The sequence below is a fragment of the Moellerella wisconsensis genome (assembly GCF_022592395.1).
GTDB classification, from domain to species: Bacteria; Pseudomonadota; Gammaproteobacteria; order Enterobacterales; family Enterobacteriaceae; genus Moellerella; species Moellerella wisconsensis.
Genome location: NZ_CP093242.1, coordinates 1887435 through 1906717 on the forward strand (window position 1 = coordinate 1887435; position 19283 = coordinate 1906717).

Annotated in this window: 16 protein-coding genes and 1 pseudogene; 10 read left to right on the plus strand and 7 right to left on the minus strand. The window is 40.8% G+C overall.

All coding sequences use genetic code 11. The features are described from left to right. Positions 1–154: 154 nt before the first annotated feature. Positions 155–406, plus strand: a complete 252-nt coding sequence (locus MNY66_RS08365) for a DUF2498 family protein (protein WP_047256161.1) — start codon at positions 155–157, stop codon at positions 404–406. Positions 407–594: 188 nt separating this feature from the next. Here the strand turns inward: MNY66_RS08365 and sohB are convergent, their stop codons facing one another. Then, complete coding sequence (gene sohB, locus MNY66_RS08370; RefSeq protein ID WP_241500666.1) at positions 595–1641, minus strand: protease SohB; 1047 nt, start codon at positions 1639–1641, stop codon at positions 595–597. Between the two features lie 187 nt (positions 1642–1828). Between sohB and MNY66_RS08375 the strand changes: the two genes are divergently transcribed. Continuing rightward, entirely contained in the window at positions 1829–2593 is a 765-nt protein-coding gene (locus tag MNY66_RS08375) for a YciK family oxidoreductase (RefSeq protein WP_241500667.1), read from the plus strand. Positions 2594–2597: 4 nt separating this feature from the next. Continuing rightward, positions 2598–3188, plus strand: coding sequence for a cob(I)yrinic acid a,c-diamide adenosyltransferase (gene cobO, locus MNY66_RS08380; RefSeq protein ID WP_047256164.1), 591 nt, complete (start codon positions 2598–2600; stop codon positions 3186–3188). Positions 3189–3343: 155 nt separating this feature from the next. On the opposite strand, the gene MNY66_RS08385 is transcribed toward cobO, so the two are convergent. From MNY66_RS08385 to rnm, 4 genes are all read right to left on the minus strand, one after another. After that, positions 3344–4261, minus strand: a complete 918-nt coding sequence (locus tag MNY66_RS08385; RefSeq protein ID WP_047256165.1) for a hypothetical protein — start codon at positions 4259–4261, stop codon at positions 3344–3346. Positions 4262–4551: 290 nt separating this feature from the next. Continuing rightward, on the minus strand, positions 4552–5508 hold the full coding sequence (gene rluB, locus MNY66_RS08390; protein ID WP_047256166.1) for a 23S rRNA pseudouridine(2605) synthase RluB: 957 nt from the start codon (positions 5506–5508) through the stop codon (positions 4552–4554). Between the two features lie 225 nt (positions 5509–5733). Beyond that, positions 5734–6354, minus strand: coding sequence for an L-threonylcarbamoyladenylate synthase (locus MNY66_RS08395; RefSeq protein ID WP_241500668.1), 621 nt, complete (start codon positions 6352–6354; stop codon positions 5734–5736). A 122-nt stretch (positions 6355–6476) separates the two neighbouring features. Then, positions 6477–7382: an RNase RNM gene (gene rnm, locus MNY66_RS08400; protein ID WP_047256168.1), complete on the minus strand. Its 906-nt coding sequence runs from the start codon at positions 7380–7382 to the stop codon at positions 6477–6479. A gap of 345 nt (positions 7383–7727) precedes the next feature. Between rnm and MNY66_RS08405 the strand changes: the two genes are divergently transcribed. The 6 genes and pseudogenes from MNY66_RS08405 to MNY66_RS08430 all read left to right on the plus strand — a co-directional run bounded on the left by MNY66_RS08405 (position 7728) and on the right by MNY66_RS08430 (position 14947). Next, positions 7728–9302 (plus strand): anthranilate synthase component 1, encoded by a 1575-nt coding sequence (locus MNY66_RS08405; RefSeq protein WP_241500669.1) that lies wholly within the window; start codon positions 7728–7730, stop codon positions 9300–9302. After that, positions 9302–10937: pseudogene (gene trpD, locus MNY66_RS08410) on the plus strand (bifunctional anthranilate synthase glutamate amidotransferase component TrpG/anthranilate phosphoribosyltransferase TrpD). Before MNY66_RS08405 ends, trpD begins: the two are co-directional and overlap by 1 nt. Positions 10938–10941: 4 nt before the next feature. Next, the gene (gene trpCF / locus MNY66_RS08415) at positions 10942–12315 is read left to right on the plus strand and encodes a bifunctional indole-3-glycerol-phosphate synthase TrpC/phosphoribosylanthranilate isomerase TrpF (RefSeq protein ID WP_241500670.1); all 1374 of its coding nucleotides are present in this window, start codon (positions 10942–10944) and stop codon (positions 12313–12315) included. Between the two features lie 16 nt (positions 12316–12331). Beyond that, positions 12332–13522: a tryptophan synthase subunit beta gene (gene trpB, locus MNY66_RS08420; RefSeq protein ID WP_241500671.1), complete on the plus strand. Its 1191-nt coding sequence runs from the start codon at positions 12332–12334 to the stop codon at positions 13520–13522. Next, positions 13522–14328 carry a tryptophan synthase subunit alpha gene (gene trpA / locus MNY66_RS08425; protein ID WP_241500672.1) on the plus strand — a complete coding sequence of 269 codons (807 nt, stop codon included), beginning with the start codon at positions 13522–13524 and terminating at the stop codon, positions 14326–14328. Before trpB ends, trpA begins: the two co-directional genes overlap by 1 nt. Before the next feature lie 349 nt (positions 14329–14677). Further along, positions 14678–14947 carry a BON domain-containing protein gene (locus MNY66_RS08430; RefSeq protein WP_390892497.1) on the plus strand — a complete coding sequence of 90 codons (270 nt, stop codon included), beginning with the start codon at positions 14678–14680 and terminating at the stop codon, positions 14945–14947. Positions 14948–15379: 432 nt separating this feature from the next. On the opposite strand, the gene ompW is transcribed toward MNY66_RS08430, so the two are convergent. After that, a complete protein-coding gene (ompW, locus tag MNY66_RS08435; protein WP_241500673.1) occupies positions 15380–16018 on the minus strand; it encodes an outer membrane protein OmpW in 639 nt (212 codons plus the stop codon). 468 nt (positions 16019–16486) lie between these two features. Here ompW and MNY66_RS08440 point away from each other — a divergent pair, with 468 nt between their 5' ends. Then, the gene (locus tag MNY66_RS08440) at positions 16487–17248 is read left to right on the plus strand and encodes a YciC family protein (RefSeq protein WP_047256177.1); all 762 of its coding nucleotides are present in this window, start codon (positions 16487–16489) and stop codon (positions 17246–17248) included. A 94-nt stretch (positions 17249–17342) separates the two neighbouring features. On the opposite strand, the gene MNY66_RS08445 is transcribed toward MNY66_RS08440, so the two are convergent. Continuing rightward, the gene (locus tag MNY66_RS08445; protein WP_241500674.1) at positions 17343–19091 is read right to left on the minus strand and encodes a SulP family inorganic anion transporter; all 1749 of its coding nucleotides are present in this window, start codon (positions 19089–19091) and stop codon (positions 17343–17345) included. Positions 19092–19283: the final 192 nt, after the last annotated feature.

Consider the following 19283-nt stretch of genomic DNA (forward strand, 5'->3'; position numbering starts at 1 on the left):
AAAAATAACTGAGCTATTCTAGACACAGAGAAACTGAGTTTTAGTATGCAATATTTTTTGCTGTATAATAGCAGTTTAGTGGCAAATGAAAAACACACACTCTACCTGATAAATGGTGATACGCAACTAATTATTTTTTTAAGGAGTCAGTTTTATGCAGAAGCAACCAACACTAATTACTCGGGATGAGCTTTTAGAAAAAGCGAATAAAATCATTAAAGAACATGAAGATTTTATTCATGGAATGTACGCAACCACTGTCGAACAACACGGTCCAACCCTAGTGTTTAAAGGAGAGTTTTTCCTCGATGAAGATGGCGTACCAACAGCCAAAAGTACCGCCGCATTTAATATGTTTAAACATTTAACCCAAACATTATCTGAACAATATAGATTAAAAGATTAATAATCAGCATGCGATAAAGATAACAGCAAACTGCTGATGATCTTTATCGCAATAACTTGTGTCTAAATATTATAAAATGAACTATCGACTATATTTATGCTTGAATTTAAACCATAAAAATAATCCAATTAACCACTAAAAAACCATTAGTGGTTATTTTCACTCCACTAATCTAGCGATTATTATGGTTAAAGTAACGGTTTTTGACCGCGCTGCCACCAGCGTAATAGTAATTTATCCACATTTTCCGAGATACTACCAGTAAAACGTTCAACTAATTTCTTGCTCTGTGTATAACTCACGCTAATCACTTCTTTATTTTCTATTTGCTCAATAATTAAATCATCGCTAACACCTATCTGATCAATCAAACCTTTGTGTTTTGCCTGAGTTCCATACCAATATTCGCCAGTTGCTACTGCTTCAATATCTAATGATGGTCGATTATCGTGCACAAATGATTTAAACAAGTGATGAGTTTCATTGAGGTCTTCAATAAATTTCTCACGACCGGCATCAGTATTCTCGCCCAACATTGTCAAAGTTCTTTTATATTCACCCGCAGTATGCAGTTCAATATCAACTTGGTGTTTTTTCAATAAACGATGAATATTGGGTACCTGAGCAACTACACCGATAGAGCCAATAATAGCAAAAGGAGCCGCAACAATCTTATCAGCGACACACGCCATCATATAGCCACCGCTGGCCGCCACTTTGTCGACAGCCACGGTTAGTGGAATGTTTTTTTCTTTCAATCGACCCAATTGAGACGCAGCAAGACCATAACCATGCACCATACCGCCTGGGCTTTCTAAACGTAACAGCACTTCATCTTGTTTATCGGCTACCGCTAATACAGCCGTAATCTCCTCACGCAGTGACGAGACTTCATGGGCATCCATGCTGCCTTTAAAATCCAATACATACAGGCACGGTTTTTTAACCCCACTCTGCCCTGCTTTGGCATTAAGCTTCTGTTTTTTAGCATCATTTTTGCGCTGTTTTTTAAATGCTTTTGACCACGCTTTATGCTCAGCTTCATTCATTTTTAGCCGCTGCATTTCACGTTGACGATCACGATAAAGCTCACCAAGATCGCTAATTTTCAATGCGCCTTTACTCCCACCACGACGCATGCTATTAGCAAAAATTAATACTACCAACGCCCCAATCGCTAACAGGATGGTTACTACTTTGGCTAAAAATAAGCCATACAGAGAAAAATACTCCACGAAATAATCCTTCTTTCAGACTAAATATATACAAAAATATTCTCATGAATGAATTCATGAGGCTAGCAAAAATTATAGAGTAGTTTACTCTTAATCAAGGATCTACTGAATTCGATTGTATTTAATTAGCTAATAATTGCAGTTAATACAAATAGATAAATAACCGCCAATCGATTAGGAACAACGCATGTTACACTATCAACCCAAAAGTGACCTATTAAACGGTAAAATTATCTTAGTAACTGGAGCTGGCGCAGGCATTGGCCGAGAAGCCGCATTAACCTATGCACGTTATGGTGCCAAACTTATTTTGCTGGGCAGAACCGAAAGTAAGCTTAAAGACCTCCAACAACAGATTGCTGAAACCTATCAGTCCACTCCGTTAATTTATACGCTAGATTTATTAACCGCTACCGATGAACAATGCCAAGCATTCGCGGCGGATCTTGCACAGCAAGTGCCTTGCCTTGATGGCGTACTACATAATGCCGGACTATTAGGTGTTGTCGCTCCAATCAGCGAACAACCCGCTGAATTATGGCATCAAGTCATGCAAGTGAATGTTAATGCGACCTTTATGCTAACACAGGCATTACTTCCGCTATTATTACGCTCAACCAGTGCCTCATTAATATTCACCAGCTCCAGCGTCGGTAAACAAGGGCGTGCAAACTGGGGGGCATATGCTGTCTCTAAATTTGCCACCGAAGGCTTGATGCAAGTTCTGGCTGAAGAATATAAACAAAGTAATCTGCGAGTTAATTGTATCAATCCCGGAGGCACTCGTACTCAAATGCGAGCCAGTGCATTCCCACAAGAAAACCCTCTCACACTAAAAACTCCGGCCGATATTATGCCGATTTATGTATATCTTATGGGTGATGATAGCCAAGGAAAAAGCGGCATCAGCTTTGATGCTCAGCCGAACAAAAAACCGGGGATAGCGGAGTAAATCGATGCCAGAATCACAACATCAACAGAGACAACAACGACTGAAAGATAAAGTTGAGGCTCGGATTGAATCCGCCCAGCTTGAACGTGGAATTTTAATCGTTTTTACTGGCAATGGTAAAGGCAAAACCACCGCAGCTTTTGGAACCGTGACACGGGCTATTGGGCACGGTTTAAAGGCCGCTGTTGTCCAATTTATCAAAGGCGGTTGGGATAATGGCGAACGCGCATTGCTCGAACCATTAGGTGTCCCTTTTCATGTTATGGCCACCGGATTTACTTGGGATACCCAAAACCGAGACTATGATACCCAAGCCTGCTTACAAACTTGGCAACAGGCTATCCCATTGTTATCTGATCCATCCATCGATTTAGTGGTTCTGGATGAATTAACCTATATGGTGAGTTATGGCTATTTACCGTTAGAGGAAGTTCTCCTACGCTTAACTCAGCGGCCAGAGCATCAAACGGTCATTATTACTGGACGAGGTTGCCATCGCGACCTGTTGGAACTAGCGGATACTGTCACCGAAATGCGCCCAGTAAAACACGCATTTGATGCCGGCATCAAAGCACAAAAAGGCATCGACTGGTAAAAACTAATGGCTAAAAATCATTCAAAATAATAACTACGTCGGGCTAAGCCATTTACTGCCGTTTAGCCCGTCATTTTAGGATGAAAAGCACGAACCAGATAAGCGATTGTATCAGTGGCTATTTGAGCAACTGGAGCAACAATGTTATAAAACAGCTATTGCATGACCAATACGCCAGCGCCAAATATAGCCCCAGTCTGATCCATGAAATCTGCATAGCGTTGTTTATCATCTATATTTTGTTTTTTATCTGGAAGTAAACTGTAGATACGTGCCATATCGCTAATATATCCATGATAATCATCATAATAATGTGTTTTTTGCATTGCATCTGGTGATTGACGAAAATTTTTAATAATCTCAATAATTGAAAGCGCTTGTTTTTGTAATCCGCTATCAGTGAAATTAGGGGGAGATAACCGATAATCGAAAGCAGAGGTGATGGTATTGAGTGTTTGGCTGCTATCACGGGTAATCTGTAGTTGGGATAGTAGCGTATCATTATTGTTTAGCAAATCTAATAATTCTGGGTGAGTTAAACATTTGGTTTTTAAATCATTAACAGCAGTAGTGCCCAATTCTATTTCACTGACTTTCTCGCCGATAGGAGAATGACATTTAAATAACGAATTATCGATAAATAACGCATTACTACTTTCAATCAAGCCAGAAACAAGATAATCATTAACCTTCAGCGAGTTAATCGGCAGTCGATACCGTGTCCGCTGATTATCTAATTTTTGAAAATAACTATACGCATAATAGGTTTGCTTGGCTGGATTAATAATCCCTCCTTGATTGCCGGGATACACCATAAAACGGATATCTTCGCCATTAGACAAAGTTAGCGTGTGTAATCCCACCGCTAATTTAACGCTTCCAGTTTGTTGATTATGCAGCGTATATACAGTCTGATCTATCTTAAAGCGCAGTGAACCTACACCATCATAGCTAAAATAAAAACGCCCATTTTCAGCTAAAGGCTCCAGTGATTGCTCACATCCACTAAGCCATAATCCGGATAATGTAATTAATATGACAGCCTTTATTTTAAATATATTTCTGCTAAACATATTTTACTAACCATATGTTGATTAACTATTAATTTAACCTAAGACTCAGCAAACACATTTAGTAAAAATACCTCAATTTAAGAGTAATCTCAACAAACAATTACATTTACTTATTTATTCAATTGTATTAATGCAAATGGAATCACAAACTTTCATTAAAAATACAGAATAAAATAGCAGCGTAATTTATTGTATTTAATGGTTATATAGGGATATTACTGCAATGATAAAAAATCAGCCGCTAGAAAATACTCGGCTGATTTTAATAAAATTATTTTATGTATACTTAATTAAGTACGGGTACGACTTTTAGTCACGGGTTTGGTGCTAGATTTAGCCCCAGTTTTAGTCCCTGCACGAGTACTTGGGCGTTTAGTACCACCAGTACGTTCTGACACCTGCGAATGACGTTTCACTGCACGGCGAATTTGATTAGCTTTTAAGCGACGTTGATCGCGAGGAACCGCCACTTTAGTCACAACTTCTGGATCTAATTCAACCAATTCACGTAAATAATTGATTTGCTCTAAACCTAATTCAACCCAACCACCACGCGGCAAGCCTTTTGGCAGATCTAAATCGCCATAACGTACACGAATTAAACGGCTCACTTGAATACCAACCGCTTCCCACAGACGACGTACTTCGCGGTTACGCCCTTCGGTTAAGGTCACGTTGTACCACTGGTTAATACCTTCGCCGCCTTTATAGGTCAAGGTTTTAAAGGATGCAGGGCCGTCATCAAGCTGAATACCCATAGTCAGTTGACGTTTAATGGCATCAGTAACTTCACCAAATACACGTACTGCATATTCACGTTCAACTTCACGGCTTGGGTGCATTAAACGATTAGCTAATTCACCATCAGTGGTAAATAACAGTAAACCACTGGTATTAACATCCAGACGACCTACCGCTATCCAGCGGGCGCCGGTTAAACGAGGAAGACGAGCGAATACGGTCGGACGACCTTCGGGATCATTACGGGTACAGAGTTCACCTTCTGGCTTGTAATACGCCATGACGCGGCAAACTTCTTTTTCAGCTTCTTTGATAGATAGCACTCGGCCATCTAAACGGATTTTAGTCGATGATTTAACTTCAATACGATCGCCTAATGTGGCTGCTTTACCATCAACACTGATCCGCCCAGCTTCGATTAATGTTTCAATCTCACGACGCGAACCATGCCCTGAACGGGCTAAAACTTTCTGTAATTTTTCTGTCTTTTGCGTTTTAACGCTCATGTATACCTCATGTGTCGCCTTCACAGGCGTCATATTCATTAATATTGTTTACTTTGCACTGCCTACTCATTCACCTTCAATGTTATACACAGTGATTTATAAATATGGCTTGATGTGGCCTGATTTGATATGGCCTAATATAGCTTGCTGCGGATATCCCGATAAAATATCGAAATCCCTGCGCATTATACACAGCTTTCAGTTAATGCCCTAAACAAACCTCGGTTACTCAAAAGGTGTAGTCGGCCCAGTCCCTACACGTACAATCACCGGGGAATCATCAGTTAAATCAATCACTGTGGTCGGTTGTTGTCCTAAATATCCCCCATGAATAATCACATCCACTTGGCGGTCTAACAAATCACGGATAGCCTCAGGATCAGATTGGGTAAAATCATCACCCGGTAAAATCAAGCTGGTGGACATTAATGGCTCACCCATTGCTTCTAACAAATCACGCGCTATTGGATTAGCTGGCACTCGCAGCCCAATCGTTTTACGTTTTTCATTCATCAGACGACGAGGTACTTCTTTGGTAGCTTTTAAAATAAAAGTATAATTACCCGGCGTATTATTTTTAATCAAACGAAACGCGGTATTATCAACATGGGCGTAAGTCGCTAGTTCAGACAAATCACGGCACATCAAAGTAAAATTGTGGTTAGAATCCAACTGGCGAATACGGCAAATGCGAGTCATCGCATTTTTATCGCCCAAACAACAGCCCATTGCATAACCGGAATCGGTTGGGTAAACCACCACTCCGCCTTGTTTTAAGGCATCAACACACTGGCTTATCATGCGTGCTTGTGGATTATCTGGATGAATATAAAAAAAATGGCTCATAAATTACCTCGCGATCCTCTGGTCGTGAATGCCTCACGTCCATACCTCATAATGTGAGTTATAGGATATAGATTAACAATAATTGCACTGTTAATTTAATTCTAGTTTAAATTAAATTTTGGCTATTCTACACTGACTTGCGCGCTCAGCAATGCGTTATTATTATCCGTGTTATCCCACAATTGCCAAACTGCATTGTTATCATTTGGCAGCCACAAATTACGACCCAGCTCAATCCAGCCACAAGGACGATGAAAGTCCGAGCCTAGAGAACATTTTAATTGATGAAATTCAGCTAATTGAGACAAAAACTGTTTTTCTTGGTGGGTTTGCTGACAATGCGAGACTTCCATGGCATCACCGCCCTGCTGCTTAAAATAGTCTACCAACCGCTTGAGCCATTTGGTCGAAAGCTGATATTTGGAAGGATGCGCCAATACCGCCACTCCACCAGCTTGATGGATAGCCTCTATCGCCTCTTCAATTGAGCACCATGTTGGCGGAACATACCCGGTTTTCCCTTTCGCTAGATAGCGTTTAAAGACTTTATTGATGGTTTTTTCTTTGCCAATTTCTATCAAATATTTAGCAAAATGAGCGCGAGTCACTTGCCCACCTTGCGCTAATCGCTGAGCATTTTCCCAGCAATTTTCGATACCACTTTTAGCTAGCCGCTGCCCTATTTCTTCACCGCGCTGATAACGTCTGGTTGATTGTAACTCGAGCAGTTGACAAATAGCCGGAGAATTGAGATCAAAATTTAATCCCACCACATGGATTTCCATATTTTCCCATAATGTTGAGATTTCTACGCCGGTGATCAATCCCATGGGAAGCTGTTTATCGACAATATGTTGCTGTGCGATTGGCAAAGCCGCACAAGTATCGTGATCGGTGATCGCTAGAAAATTAATCCCCATTTCTGCCGCACGCTCTACCAGTTCTTCAGGGGTTAACTCACCATCTGAAGCCGTAGTATGACTATGCAAATCATATCTAACCAGCAGTTCAGTTAACTGTTGCGACATGTTGAGTCCTTTTTATCAGTATTAATTATAGATATTAATTAATTTCAAATTATTTTAACTAGTATTCCATAAACGGCTTGACACACCAAGCTTGATCTAGTTAACTAGTACACAGGTCAGGGCGATAACCCTTAGATAAATTAACCCTAAATCATGTGAGGCTCGGTATGACAGCACCTATTTTATTTAACCGTTGGTGGCGTAAATTCGCTGTTTGGGCGCAATCCGCTGGTGCATAGAATAGAGATGCTACCGTGCTGAAACCCGCCCCTGAGGTGGGTTTTTTTATTGCTAAATTTTCATTTTAAGCCTCAGTTTTAAGGCTTCAGTTTTAAGGTAAGGCACATGACAAATCACAAAGAAACAGCGGTTAAGTTTGATCATTTGGAAAGCCCGATTAATTATCAGCAAGATCCAACACTGTTATTTCACCATCTGTGTGAAAATAAGCCTGCCACCCTATTGCTCGAATCGGCTGAAATCACGCTAAAAACTAATTTACAAAGTTTGCTTATTGTCGATAGCGCCTTGCGTATCCGTGCCTTTGGCCAACAAGTTGAGATAGAAGCGCTAAGTGAAAACGGTGCGGCATTATTACCGCTCATAGCCGATTTATTAGCCTCACACAGTAAGAACATAAACATTACTCCCCGGCAATTAATCGTCATTTTTCCACAGCCTGCGCCAGAGTTAGATGAAGATAACCGCCTCAAAGCCCATTCGTCAATGGACGTACTACGCTTATTGCCTAAATTAGCCCAACAAAAATCAGATAAACCGGAATTATTCTTTGTCGGTGGCTTATTTGCTTACGATCTTATCGCCAACTTTGAATCTTTGCCTGAAGTTGCATCGGTTAATCGTTGCCCTGATTATTGCTTTTATGTTGCCGAACATTATTTAGTGATCGACCATCAAAACCAAGCCGCGGTACTCAGAAGCGGGATCTTTAGTCAAGATACCACGATTAATCATAATATTTCCGTGCGTCACCAAGAAATTATCTCCGCTTGTCGCCCCTTCCTATCTGCATTACCAGCAGTTTCCGTCGACAACTTTACGGTTAACGTGAATAAAGACGATGCGGTTTATTGCGATGCCGTGAGTGCGTTGAAAAAATACATTCGCCAAGGAGATATCTTTCAAGTAGTACCATCGCGTAAATTCAGCATGCCGTGCCCACACCCCTTATTGGCATATCAGCATCTCAAACAACAGAATCCCAGCCCGTACATGTTTTTTATGCAAGATCAGGATTTTAGCCTATTTGGAGCCTCTCCAGAAAGCGCGCTTAAATATGATGCCGACAGCCGAAAGATTGAAATTTATCCAATTGCTGGTACTCGTCCTCGCGGGCGTCGCGCAAATGGCGAGATTGATGCGGATTTAGATAGCCGCATTGAATTATCCATGCGTACAGACAAAAAAGAATTGGCTGAACATTTAATGCTAGTGGATTTGGCCCGTAATGATTTAGCCCGTATTTGCGAACCTGGTAGCCGCTATGTGGCTAATTTAACCAAAGTAGATCGTTATTCGTTTGTGATGCATTTGGTCTCTCAAGTCGTGGGAACATTACGTTCCGATTTAGATATTTTTCATGCCTATCAGGCCTGTATGAATATGGGAACCCTAACCGGGGCACCAAAAGTTCGTGCAATGCAACTGATAGCAGAATATGAGCAAGAACGTCGAGGATCATACGGGGGCGCGGTCGGTTACTTCACCGGTAAAGGTCATTTTGATACCTGTATCGTAATTCGCTCGGCATATGTCGAAAATGGCATTGCCACAGTACAAGCCGGTGGTGGTGTGGTGTTGGATTCCAATCCGCAAGACGAAGCCGATGAAACACGCAATAAAGCCCAAGCGGTGATCCGCGCGATAGCTAAAGCACACCAAACCGAGGAGATCCTCTAATGGCTAATATTTTATTACTCGATAATGTCGATTCTTTTACTTATAACCTCGTCGACCAATTACGTGCTTATGGCCATCAAGTGGTTATTTATCGCAACACGGTCTCTGCTGAACATATTCTCACCGTACTGGCGAGCATGGAATCCCCGCTATTAGTGCTCTCTCCAGGCCCAGGCAAACCGTCAGATGCCGGTTGTATGCCCGCCGTATTGCAAGCGGTAAAAGGACAATATCCCATTATTGGTATTTGTTTGGGGCACCAAGCTATTATTGAAGTATATGGCGGCCAAGTGTCTGCCGCAGGTGAAATTTTACACGGTAAGTCATCACTGGCGACTCACGATAATCAAGCTATGTTTGCCGGTCTTGATAACCCTCTGCCAGTAGCGCGCTATCATTCACTCGTGGGCGACAAAATCCCGAGTACATTAACCATTAGCGCGGAATCTAACGGCATGGTGATGGCGATCCGTAATCAGCAAGATAAAGTGTGCGGTTTTCAGTTTCATCCCGAATCTATCTTAACAACACAAGGGGCCAGATTGCTTGAGCAGACATTAGCTTGGGCACTCGATACGCAGAAATAAAATAAATATCAATAACCTGCAAGGCCAATTTAGATAGAGAGAAAATATTATGAATACATTATTAAATAAATTATTTGGCGCTCAAGTGTTATCACAATCAGAAAGCCAATCATTATTCAATGCCATTATTCGCGGTGAACTGACCGAATCACAATTAGCCGCAGTATTAATTAGTATGAAAATTCGCGGCGAACAGCCAGCAGAAATCGCAGGCGCAGCATTAGCCTGCTTAGAAAACGCCCAGCCATTTCCACGCCCGGACTATGCCTTCAGTGATATCGTTGGTACTGGTGGTGATGGGGCCAACAGTATTAATATTTCAACAGCCAGTGCATTTGTGGCGGCTGAATGTGGTATTAAAGTCGCTAAACACGGTAATCGTAGCGTATCCAGCCGTTCCGGCTCTTCTGATTTATTGGCAGCTTTTGGTATCTCGTTAGAAATGAGCGCACAAAACGCCCGCGATACCCTTGATGATCTAGGCGTTTGTTTCTTATTTGCCCCGCAATATCACAGTGGTTTTCGTCACGCAGCACCTGTTAGAAGCCAGTTAAAAACTCGAACACTGTTTAATGTGCTGGGCCCATTAATTAATCCGGCTCGCCCTTCGATTGCGTTAATTGGGGTCTACCAAGCGGAATTGGTTAAACCCATTGCTGAGACATTACAAATGCTTGGGTTTACCCGCGCAGCTGTGGTACACAGTGGTGGAATGGATGAAGTTTCATTGCATGCACCGACCGATGTGGCTGAACTTAATCATGGAAAGCTGTCTTATTACCAACTTAATGCCGATGATTTTGGGTTAATACCATATGCTCTCACCGATTTAGCTGGGGGGGCACCTGAGCACAATCGCCAGTTACTCAGCCAGCTGTTACAAGGGCAAGGTGCGCCGGCACATGAGGCCGCAGTGGCAGCAAATGTTGCTTTACTCATGAAAATTAACGGGCATGAAAATCTGGCTGAAAATGCAGATTTTGCTCTCAATGTTATTCGCAGTGGCAAGGCTTATGACCGTGTGACTGCCCTGGCTTTAAGGAAGTAATGCCATGAAAGCAACTATATTACACACTATCGTCAATGATAAACGTCAAGCGCTAATCGCGCGTAAAGCCCTGCAACCATTGAGCAGTTTTATCGATGCGGTAGTCCCTGCAAAACGAAATTTTTATCAAGCACTTGAGGCTAAGCATCCCGTATTTATTCTTGAATGCAAAAAAGCTTCGCCTTCTAAAGGGCTGATCCGCGCGGATTTCGACCCTGCGACTATCGCTAAAACCTATCAACCCTATGCAGCGGCAATTTCAGTATTAACCGATGAAAAATACTTTCAAGGGGATTTTACCTATCTGCAACAAGTCAGCGATGCAGTGCATCAACCGGTGTTATGTAAAGATTTTTTCATCGATGAATATCAAATTTATCTGGCGCGTTATCACCAAGCAGATGCCATATTATTAATGCTTTCGGTTCTGGATGATGAGCAATATATCGCCTTAGCTGCCGTTGCACACCAATTAAATATGGGTGTATTAACCGAAGTTATTAGTGACGAAGAAGTCGCCCGGGCGATTAAACTCAATGCTCGAGTTGTGGGGATCAATAATCGCGATCTGCGTGATCTCTCGATCAATTTGGATCGTACTCGTCAATTGGCACCCAAACTGCCCGAAGACACTCTTATTATTAGCGAATCCGGTATTTATCAACACCAACATATTCAGCAATTAAGCCAATTTGCTAACGGATTCTTAATCGGTAGCGCATTGATGTCTCAAGATGATTTAGCTCAAGCATTGAAAAAATTGATTATTGGCGAGCATAAAGTTTGTGGATTAACCCGAGCGCAAGATGCCCTTGCTGCCTATCAATCTGGCGCCACTTATGGCGGACTTATTTTTGCCGATACATCCCCGCGTAGAGTGACGTTGTCACAGGCACAGCAAATTATTCATGCCGCACCCTTAAAGTATGTAGGAGTATTCCAGCAGCAAGCGGTCGATTTTATTGCCCATTTGGCGCATACCCTGGCCCTATCTGCGGTTCAATTGCATGGTAATGAAGATGCTAAATTTATAGCTCAGTTACGAACTCAACTCCCCGAAGATTGTGAGATCTGGAAAGCCTATAATATGGCAGATAAAAAATTAGCCCATCTTGATAGCATTAATGATATTAATAACATTGATTTAATTCTGTTAGATAACGGCCAGGGTGGCAGCGGTCAACCCTTTGATTGGGCAAATATTCCGACCACCAGCCAATGCAGAATTATGATAGCTGGGGGATTGAACGCACAAAACTGCCAGAGCGCCGCCGGTTATTGTTGCAATGGATTAGATTTTAACTCAGGTGTAGAAAGCGCGCCGGGGATTAAAGATCCACAAAAAATTGCGCATGTTTTTACCTTATTACAGTCTTAAAATGGATGGATGCATAATGAGTAAATTAAATCCTTATTTCGGAGAATTCGGCGGACAGTATGTTCCCGAGATCTTAATTCCTGCACTCAACGAACTCGAACAAGCATTTATCGATGCGCAAAATGATCCCTCTTTTCAGCAAGAATTTCAGGATCTGCTAAAAAACTATGCCGGCAGACCAACAGCTCTTACCTTGTGCCGTAATCTTACCCGAGGCACTAACACCAAATTGTATTTAAAACGCGAAGATCTGCTGCATGGTGGCGCACATAAAACCAACCAAGTACTTGGCCAAGCATTATTGGCCAAGCGGATGGGTAAAAACGAGATCATTGCTGAAACTGGAGCGGGACAACATGGAGTTGCTACCGCATTAGCCTGCGCACTTTTGGACATGAAATGCCGGATTTACATGGGCGCAAAAGATGTTGAGCGTCAATCCCCTAATGTCTTCCGGATGCGCTTAATGGGCGCAGAAGTGATCCCTGTTCATAGTGGCTCATCCACCTTAAAAGATGCGTGTAACGAAGCATTAAGAGACTGGTCTGGCAGTTATCAACAGGCGCACTATCTATTAGGAACTGCGGCAGGGCCACACCCTTACCCGACAATTGTCCGCGAATTTCAACGCATGATCGGCGAAGAAGCTAAGCAACAAATTTTGCAAAGAGAAGGACGACTGCCTGATGCTGTTCTGGCATGTATTGGCGGCGGCTCCAATGCTATTGGCATGTTCGCAGAATTTATTCCAGAAACCGATGTACGATTAATTGGTGTTGAGCCCGCAGGATTAGGTATCGAGACAGGACAGCATGGTGCGCCATTAAAGCATGGCCGTGTCGGCATTTACTTCGGGATGAAATCACCCATGATGCAAACAGATGAAGGCCAAATTGAAGAGTCTTATTCTATTTCAGCCGGATTAGACTTTCCTTCCGTTGGGCCACAGCATGCACATTTAAACAGTATTGGACGTGCAGAATACGTCTCAGTAACCGATGATGAAGCATTAGATGCTTTTAAATTATTATCGCGCAAAGAAGGAATTATTCCGGCGTTAGAATCATCACATGCACTGGCTTACGCATTAAAAATGATTGAGTTAGAACCCAAAAAAGAGCAAATTCTAATTGTCAATCTTTCCGGTCGTGGTGACAAAGATATCTTTACGGTGCACGATATTTTAACCCAAAAAGGAGAGATTTAATGGAACGCTATCAACAACTTTTTGCGTCATTGAAGGCGAAAAATCAAGGGGCTTTCGTTCCATTTATCACTCTTGGCGACCCTGATGCTGAACTCTCATTAGACATCGTAGATGCTTTAATCGCTGGCGGTGCAGATGCGCTTGAAATTGGTATTCCATTTTCCGATCCGTTAGCCGATGGCCCGACGATTCAAGCCGCTAACTTGCGGGCATTTAAAGCCCAAATCACCCCAACCCTATGCTTTGAATTATTAACCCGCATTCGCCAAAAGCACCCACAAATACCGATTGGCTTATTAGTTTACGCAAATTTAGTCTTTAGTCGTGGAATTGATAATTTTTATCAGCGCTGTCAACAAGCCGGTGTGGACTCGGTATTAGTGGCAGATGTTCCGATGTCTGAATCACAACCGTTCCGTGATGCGGCTATCGCACATAATGTGGCACCGATTTTTGTTTGCCCACCGAATGCGGATGAATCGCTAATCGCACAAATTGCAGATAATGGCCGGGGATATACTTATTTATTGTCGCGAGCTGGCGTAACGGGTACTGAAAAACGAGCAGAGCAACCATTAACGCATCTAATAAATAAACTTCAGCAATATAATGCAGCTCCCGCGTTACAAGGCTTTGGTATTTCTGAACCTAGCCAAGTGCGCGAAGCCTTACATAACGGTGCTGCCGGTGCTATCTCTGGCTCTGCTGTGGTTAACATCATCGCCAATAACCTGGCTGATCCCCAACGTATGCTTAACGCATTAACTCAATTTGTGCGCGAAATGAAAGCCGCAACTCAATTATAATTCAACCTAAGATTGCCCATAGAGAGCAGTAGATAACCATTATTCTATCGCTCTCTAGTATCTCCTATCTAAAGACATTACATATCCTTAAAGCTTTACATTTCATTTTTTTGTATTTATTTTCAGCTAACTTATTAAAAATGATTAATTAAGCAACAATAAATTTGTGTTTTGTCTGATTTTTATTGATACTGATATCGAGGTAGATCAAACTAACTCATTCTCTAGGTATAAGTTTAAGCAAAAATAAATATTGGATTATCTAAGATTTATTTGATTAATATTCTATTTCAGGAGAGATACGGTGAAAGCAATCAAATCAGTTACTGCAGTATTTATCGCATTATTTATGGCTGTTGCACTTTCTGCCTGTGCACCAAGTGCAAAAACAGAAGGTACTGGTGGCTATATTGACGATTCCGTGATCACCACCAAAGTTAAATCTGCGTTATTAGCCGAGAAAGATCTAAAATCCACGCAAATCAGTGTCGAAACCTTTAAAGGCCGAGTACAACTAAGCGGATTTGTTAACTCAAAAAATGCCGCAGAACGTGCAATACAAGTTACTCGCGGCGTTAACGGAGTACAAAGCGTTATTGATTCAATGAAGGTACGCTAAATAATAGTCCATCATTAAATTGATCCGCCCTTTAAAATCAGCTTCTATTGAAGCTGATTTTTTATCTTGCCAAAGCTATTCAATAAATAGACTTATTCGCCGTCTAGAAGACACGGTTATTGAAATATATTTAAAAAATTTTTATGTTAATCTAAATTTAAACTATATATCTGATTGCTATACAGCTTTAAGTTATAGTAAAAGTGTATTTTAAATGCCTGTTATATTTTATTGTTATTTATATTTTGAATCTATTTTCTAATCACCTTTTTCATTTTCTCTGTTTCTTATTAGTTTATTTATTGTCCTTACATATCAAAAAAATTAGTATCAAAGCAAATAGAGCGAAGATAATCATTAAGAAATAATAGACATAAAAAAACGGGGCGAACGCCCCGTGAATTACCACTAATAATATAATCGGCGGATCAATTAGAAACGGTAGCCAACACCAAACATGAAGACAAATGGATCTAAGCGAGTATCAACCTTAACTTTTTGGTCACCTGATTTGAATTTAACATCGGTATCTAAATCAATCCACCACAGTGACGCATTCAGCATCCAGTTTTCATCCAGCATATAATCCATACCAGCCTGCGCTGCAAAACCCCATGAGCTAGACAGACTTAAGTCATTTAATTCAGCAGCTTTTTTACCGTTAGAATTAAATTTTTCATCAAAGAAGAAGGTATAGTTAATACCGGCACCTAAATAAGGACGTAATTTATCTTGTTTATCACCAAAGTAATATTGCGCCATTAATGTTGGTGGCAAATGATGAACAGTTGCAATCTCACCCTTATTACCCAAACTAACTTTATGTTCAAAAGGCGTTGCTGCTAATAACTCAACACCGATGTTATCGGTGACCATATAACCAAAAGTCAGGCCAAGCTGAGTGTTATTATTAACATCAAAAGAGCCTACTCCTAATACATTTTCAGACCCTGCATTTGGACGCACAGTTGCCGTCCCAGCACGGAAAATAAAATCACCTTCTTGGTGAGCGAAAGAAATACTTGGCGCAATAGTTGCCGCCGCTAATACGATTGCCGCTAATTTTTTCATTATCATCCCATTCCTGTGTTTTTTATTCTTAGGAGAATATACCCTTTAATTATATTTTATGACCTAATCAAGATCACAAGTTTTAATAAATAGAGTCATACCCCGTCAATTTTCAATTATTATTCCACTGATGTATTTTTTATTTTTGATGTAAATCAATTTTTGATGGTTAAGCTAAAAATAGATAATTCTTATAGCGATAATTATTTTTTTTGATGTTTTAATCATCTAATAAGTAAGTTATCAATTTAAATTGTTACTCATAGATTTGCTGACTAATAAAATTATCTTTACTAAAAGTATAATTATCTGACTATTGATTAATTATCATAAATTTAGCTCTCTACATTTCACGGTGTATTTTTCTACAAACTCACCGACTTTTCGCCTCTGCTACTACCTTCTCAAGCCAGAGTCAGTTACAATTGCGCCCAATTGTTATGCAGCCCATAGATTAGGAGCAGTTTCATGTCCATTACGGCCAATTCACTTATCGGTGATAGCGTCAATTTTTTCAAAAATCAACTGAATGGCCTTCTCACGATATCGCTTCTCGCCACCGTGGTTAGTGTCGTTATCTATTATTTGATGATCCCCAATAAAGAGATGATTGCCGTCGTCTTCGAAGCACAAAATAAGTTGGCGGAATCAGGTAATGCAGGACTACAAGAATGGATTAAAGAATTATCAGACCAAGATAAAAGCAGCATTTTGCGGGTTTCTTTTGGCCTAATTTTATCAATTACCCTAGGCAGCTTATTATTGGTTTCTGGTACACTATCCTATATTCTGGCTTTATCTAAAGGCGAGGAAGTTAGCGGGCTGCAAGCGCTGTTACAATCAAGCGGCAAATTAGTCAGCATGTTTATATTGTTATTAGTTTGTTCATTATTGATCCAGTTAGGCACCGCAGTAATGATCTTACCTGGTGTGATTTTAGCCATTGGATTTTCATTAGCACCATCGATTTTAATGACCGAAAAAGTTAATCCATTCAGTGCAATGGCTCGGAGCTGGAAACTAGCCTATGCTAATTGGCGGATTATTTTACCGATGATTTTAATTTGGATGGCTAGCCAAATGTTGGTTGGATTACTTTTAGGGCATATCCCACTACCTGATATTATTATCAATGGACTATCTTTCTTTATTAATAATATTATTGCCGCATTTGTACTAATTTACTTTTTCCGCTTATATATGCTGGTGCAACCACCGCAGGCGCAATAGTACTAACATGATAAAATTTTTGGCTGTCAGCGTAGACAAACAATCTCCGCTGACAGCTAAATTTATCCAACAAATAGGCATTATCTCCTCCCTTCTAATCTTTCTTTATTTCCCCTATTTCTGGCGTAATTACTGTATCTTGTTTCTCTTTCTGCTGACTTAATTGCTTACTTTGTATCAGACGAATAGCAAAATATATATCCGGTACCACCAACAAATCATCATCACAACGATTTATTTTATTCTGTTCTAACCAGCGATTAATTGATGTGCGTCTGCCCGCCAGCACCAATGTCACGCCTTTGGCTTTTAAACTGGTCACGATTTCATTCAACGCTGAGAAAACACTGACATCATTATGAGTAAAACTGACTGCTGCATCGACAATTACCCAAGCTGGGCGCTTAGGCTGATTATCAAGATGTTTATGTAGTCGTTCTTTAAAATAATTGACATTAAAATAGGTCAAAGGCGAGTTAAAACGATAAATTAAAATACCTTCAGGTGAGTGAATATGATTATCATTGGCTATAGAATGGATCATTCCCTGAAAATCAGTACCTAATAACTGATCTGTTGGCCGAAAAATAACTCGAATAAACTGTAATAACCCCAATAATACCGCTAGCCCTATTCCGGTTATTAGCCCAGCGACTAATACAGAAAATAAGGTAAAAACAGCTAAAGTGAAGGCTTCTCTATTACGTTTTCGTATCGACCAAATTTGGCGAAAACTTAATAATGACCAAGTTGAAATCATTAATACCATGCCTAATGCAGGTAATGGTATATAGCTTAGAAAATTAGTTAAAAAGAGCAAAACTAATAAGATAGTCAGCGCAGCGATAACCGAAACCATTTGGGTTTTACCGCCCATCATATCATTGACCGCGGTACGACTACTTGCCGCACTAACCGCAAAACCTTGCGATAATACCGAAGCCACATTGGCTATCCCTAATGCCCTTAGCTCTTGATCTGCATCGACTTGATAACCATTTTTACTAGCAAAACTACGCGCCGTCATCATAAAACTGACAAAACTTATCACCGCTAAGTTTAACGAGGGAATAATTAACTCACGGATCAGTCCCGGAGGAAAGTCTGGCATCGGTATTGAAGGTAAACCCTCGCCCAGAAATCCGACAATTTCGATTTTATACTGAGTAAAATCCATCAACATGCTGATTAATGTTGCCAGTAACATCGCAATAAGCAATGACGGCCATTGACTACGAAATCGTTTAATGACTATGGTGATGGCTAAAGTTAATAGCGCCACAATGACTGTAGGAATATGTGCAATATGCAGTAACTGAGGGAGTGCGACCAAACGCTCTATAAATGCTGAAGGTAAATTATGAATACCAAATACTTTACCTAATTGACTGACAATAATCGTCAATGCAACGCCATTTAATAATCCCTGTAAAATCGGCTTAGATAAAAAATCGGCAAATGCGCCCAAATGAAAACGCGCCGCTAGAATACACCAAAATCCGGTCATTAAACTCATGACGATAATTAATTGCCAACGTAAATTTTCATCCCCCATCGCCAAAGGAGTTACTGCTGCAGCAATGACAGCACAAGTTGCAGCATCAGGACCAATAATCAGTTGGCGCGAAGTACCAAATAATGCGTAGGCAATCATCGGCAATATACAAGCATAAAGACCAATTATGGCATTAATTCCCATTAGTTCAGCATAGGCAATCGCCACCGGTAATGCCACAGCCGCTACCGACAAACCCGCTTTAATATCCGCACTAAGATAGTCTTTATTGTATTGTGCTAATACTTTTATTCCGGGCGCCCAATTAAATAACCTCGCCTTTAGCATAATTGAAAATTCCCTACTCAATTAGTCAGTTAACTCCATCGTTCCTTAAGTTATATCCGAAGCACATAACTTAAGCTAGCATCACGGCCAGATAAACTGGCATTGGTGCTAAGTTGATTACATTTGGATTGATTTTATCGTCTAATTACACGCAAAGTTTTAACATTCGCCCTAAATTACGCTAAGATAGCC

Coding starts and splice junctions, on each gene's coding strand:
- rluB (WP_047256166.1), bottom strand. CDS start 5,508: ATGAGCGTTAAAACGCAAAAGACAGAAAAATTACAGAAAGTTTTAGCC.
- ompW (WP_241500673.1), bottom strand. CDS start 16,018: ATGAAAAAATTAGCGGCAATCGTATTAGCGGCGGCAACTATTGCGCCA.
- MNY66_RS08385 (WP_047256165.1), bottom strand. CDS start 4,261: ATGTTTAGCAGAAATATATTTAAAATAAAGGCTGTCATATTAATTACA.
- trpCF (WP_241500670.1), top strand. CDS start 10,942: ATGAAAGCAACTATATTACACACTATCGTCAATGATAAACGTCAAGCG.
- MNY66_RS08405 (WP_241500669.1), top strand. CDS start 7,728: ATGACAAATCACAAAGAAACAGCGGTTAAGTTTGATCATTTGGAAAGC.
- MNY66_RS08445 (WP_241500674.1), bottom strand. CDS start 19,091: ATGCTAAAGGCGAGGTTATTTAATTGGGCGCCCGGAATAAAAGTATTA.
- trpB (WP_241500671.1), top strand. CDS start 12,332: ATGAGTAAATTAAATCCTTATTTCGGAGAATTCGGCGGACAGTATGTT.
- trpA (WP_241500672.1), top strand. CDS start 13,522: ATGGAACGCTATCAACAACTTTTTGCGTCATTGAAGGCGAAAAATCAA.
- MNY66_RS08375 (WP_241500667.1), top strand. CDS start 1,829: ATGTTACACTATCAACCCAAAAGTGACCTATTAAACGGTAAAATTATC.
- MNY66_RS08430 (WP_390892497.1), top strand. CDS start 14,678: ATGGCTGTTGCACTTTCTGCCTGTGCACCAAGTGCAAAAACAGAAGGT.
- MNY66_RS08365 (WP_047256161.1), top strand. CDS start 155: ATGCAGAAGCAACCAACACTAATTACTCGGGATGAGCTTTTAGAAAAA.
- cobO (WP_047256164.1), top strand. CDS start 2,598: ATGCCAGAATCACAACATCAACAGAGACAACAACGACTGAAAGATAAA.
- rnm (WP_047256168.1), bottom strand. CDS start 7,382: ATGTCGCAACAGTTAACTGAACTGCTGGTTAGATATGATTTGCATAGT.
- MNY66_RS08395 (WP_241500668.1), bottom strand. CDS start 6,354: ATGAGCCATTTTTTTTATATTCATCCAGATAATCCACAAGCACGCATG.
- MNY66_RS08440 (WP_047256177.1), top strand. CDS start 16,487: ATGTCCATTACGGCCAATTCACTTATCGGTGATAGCGTCAATTTTTTC.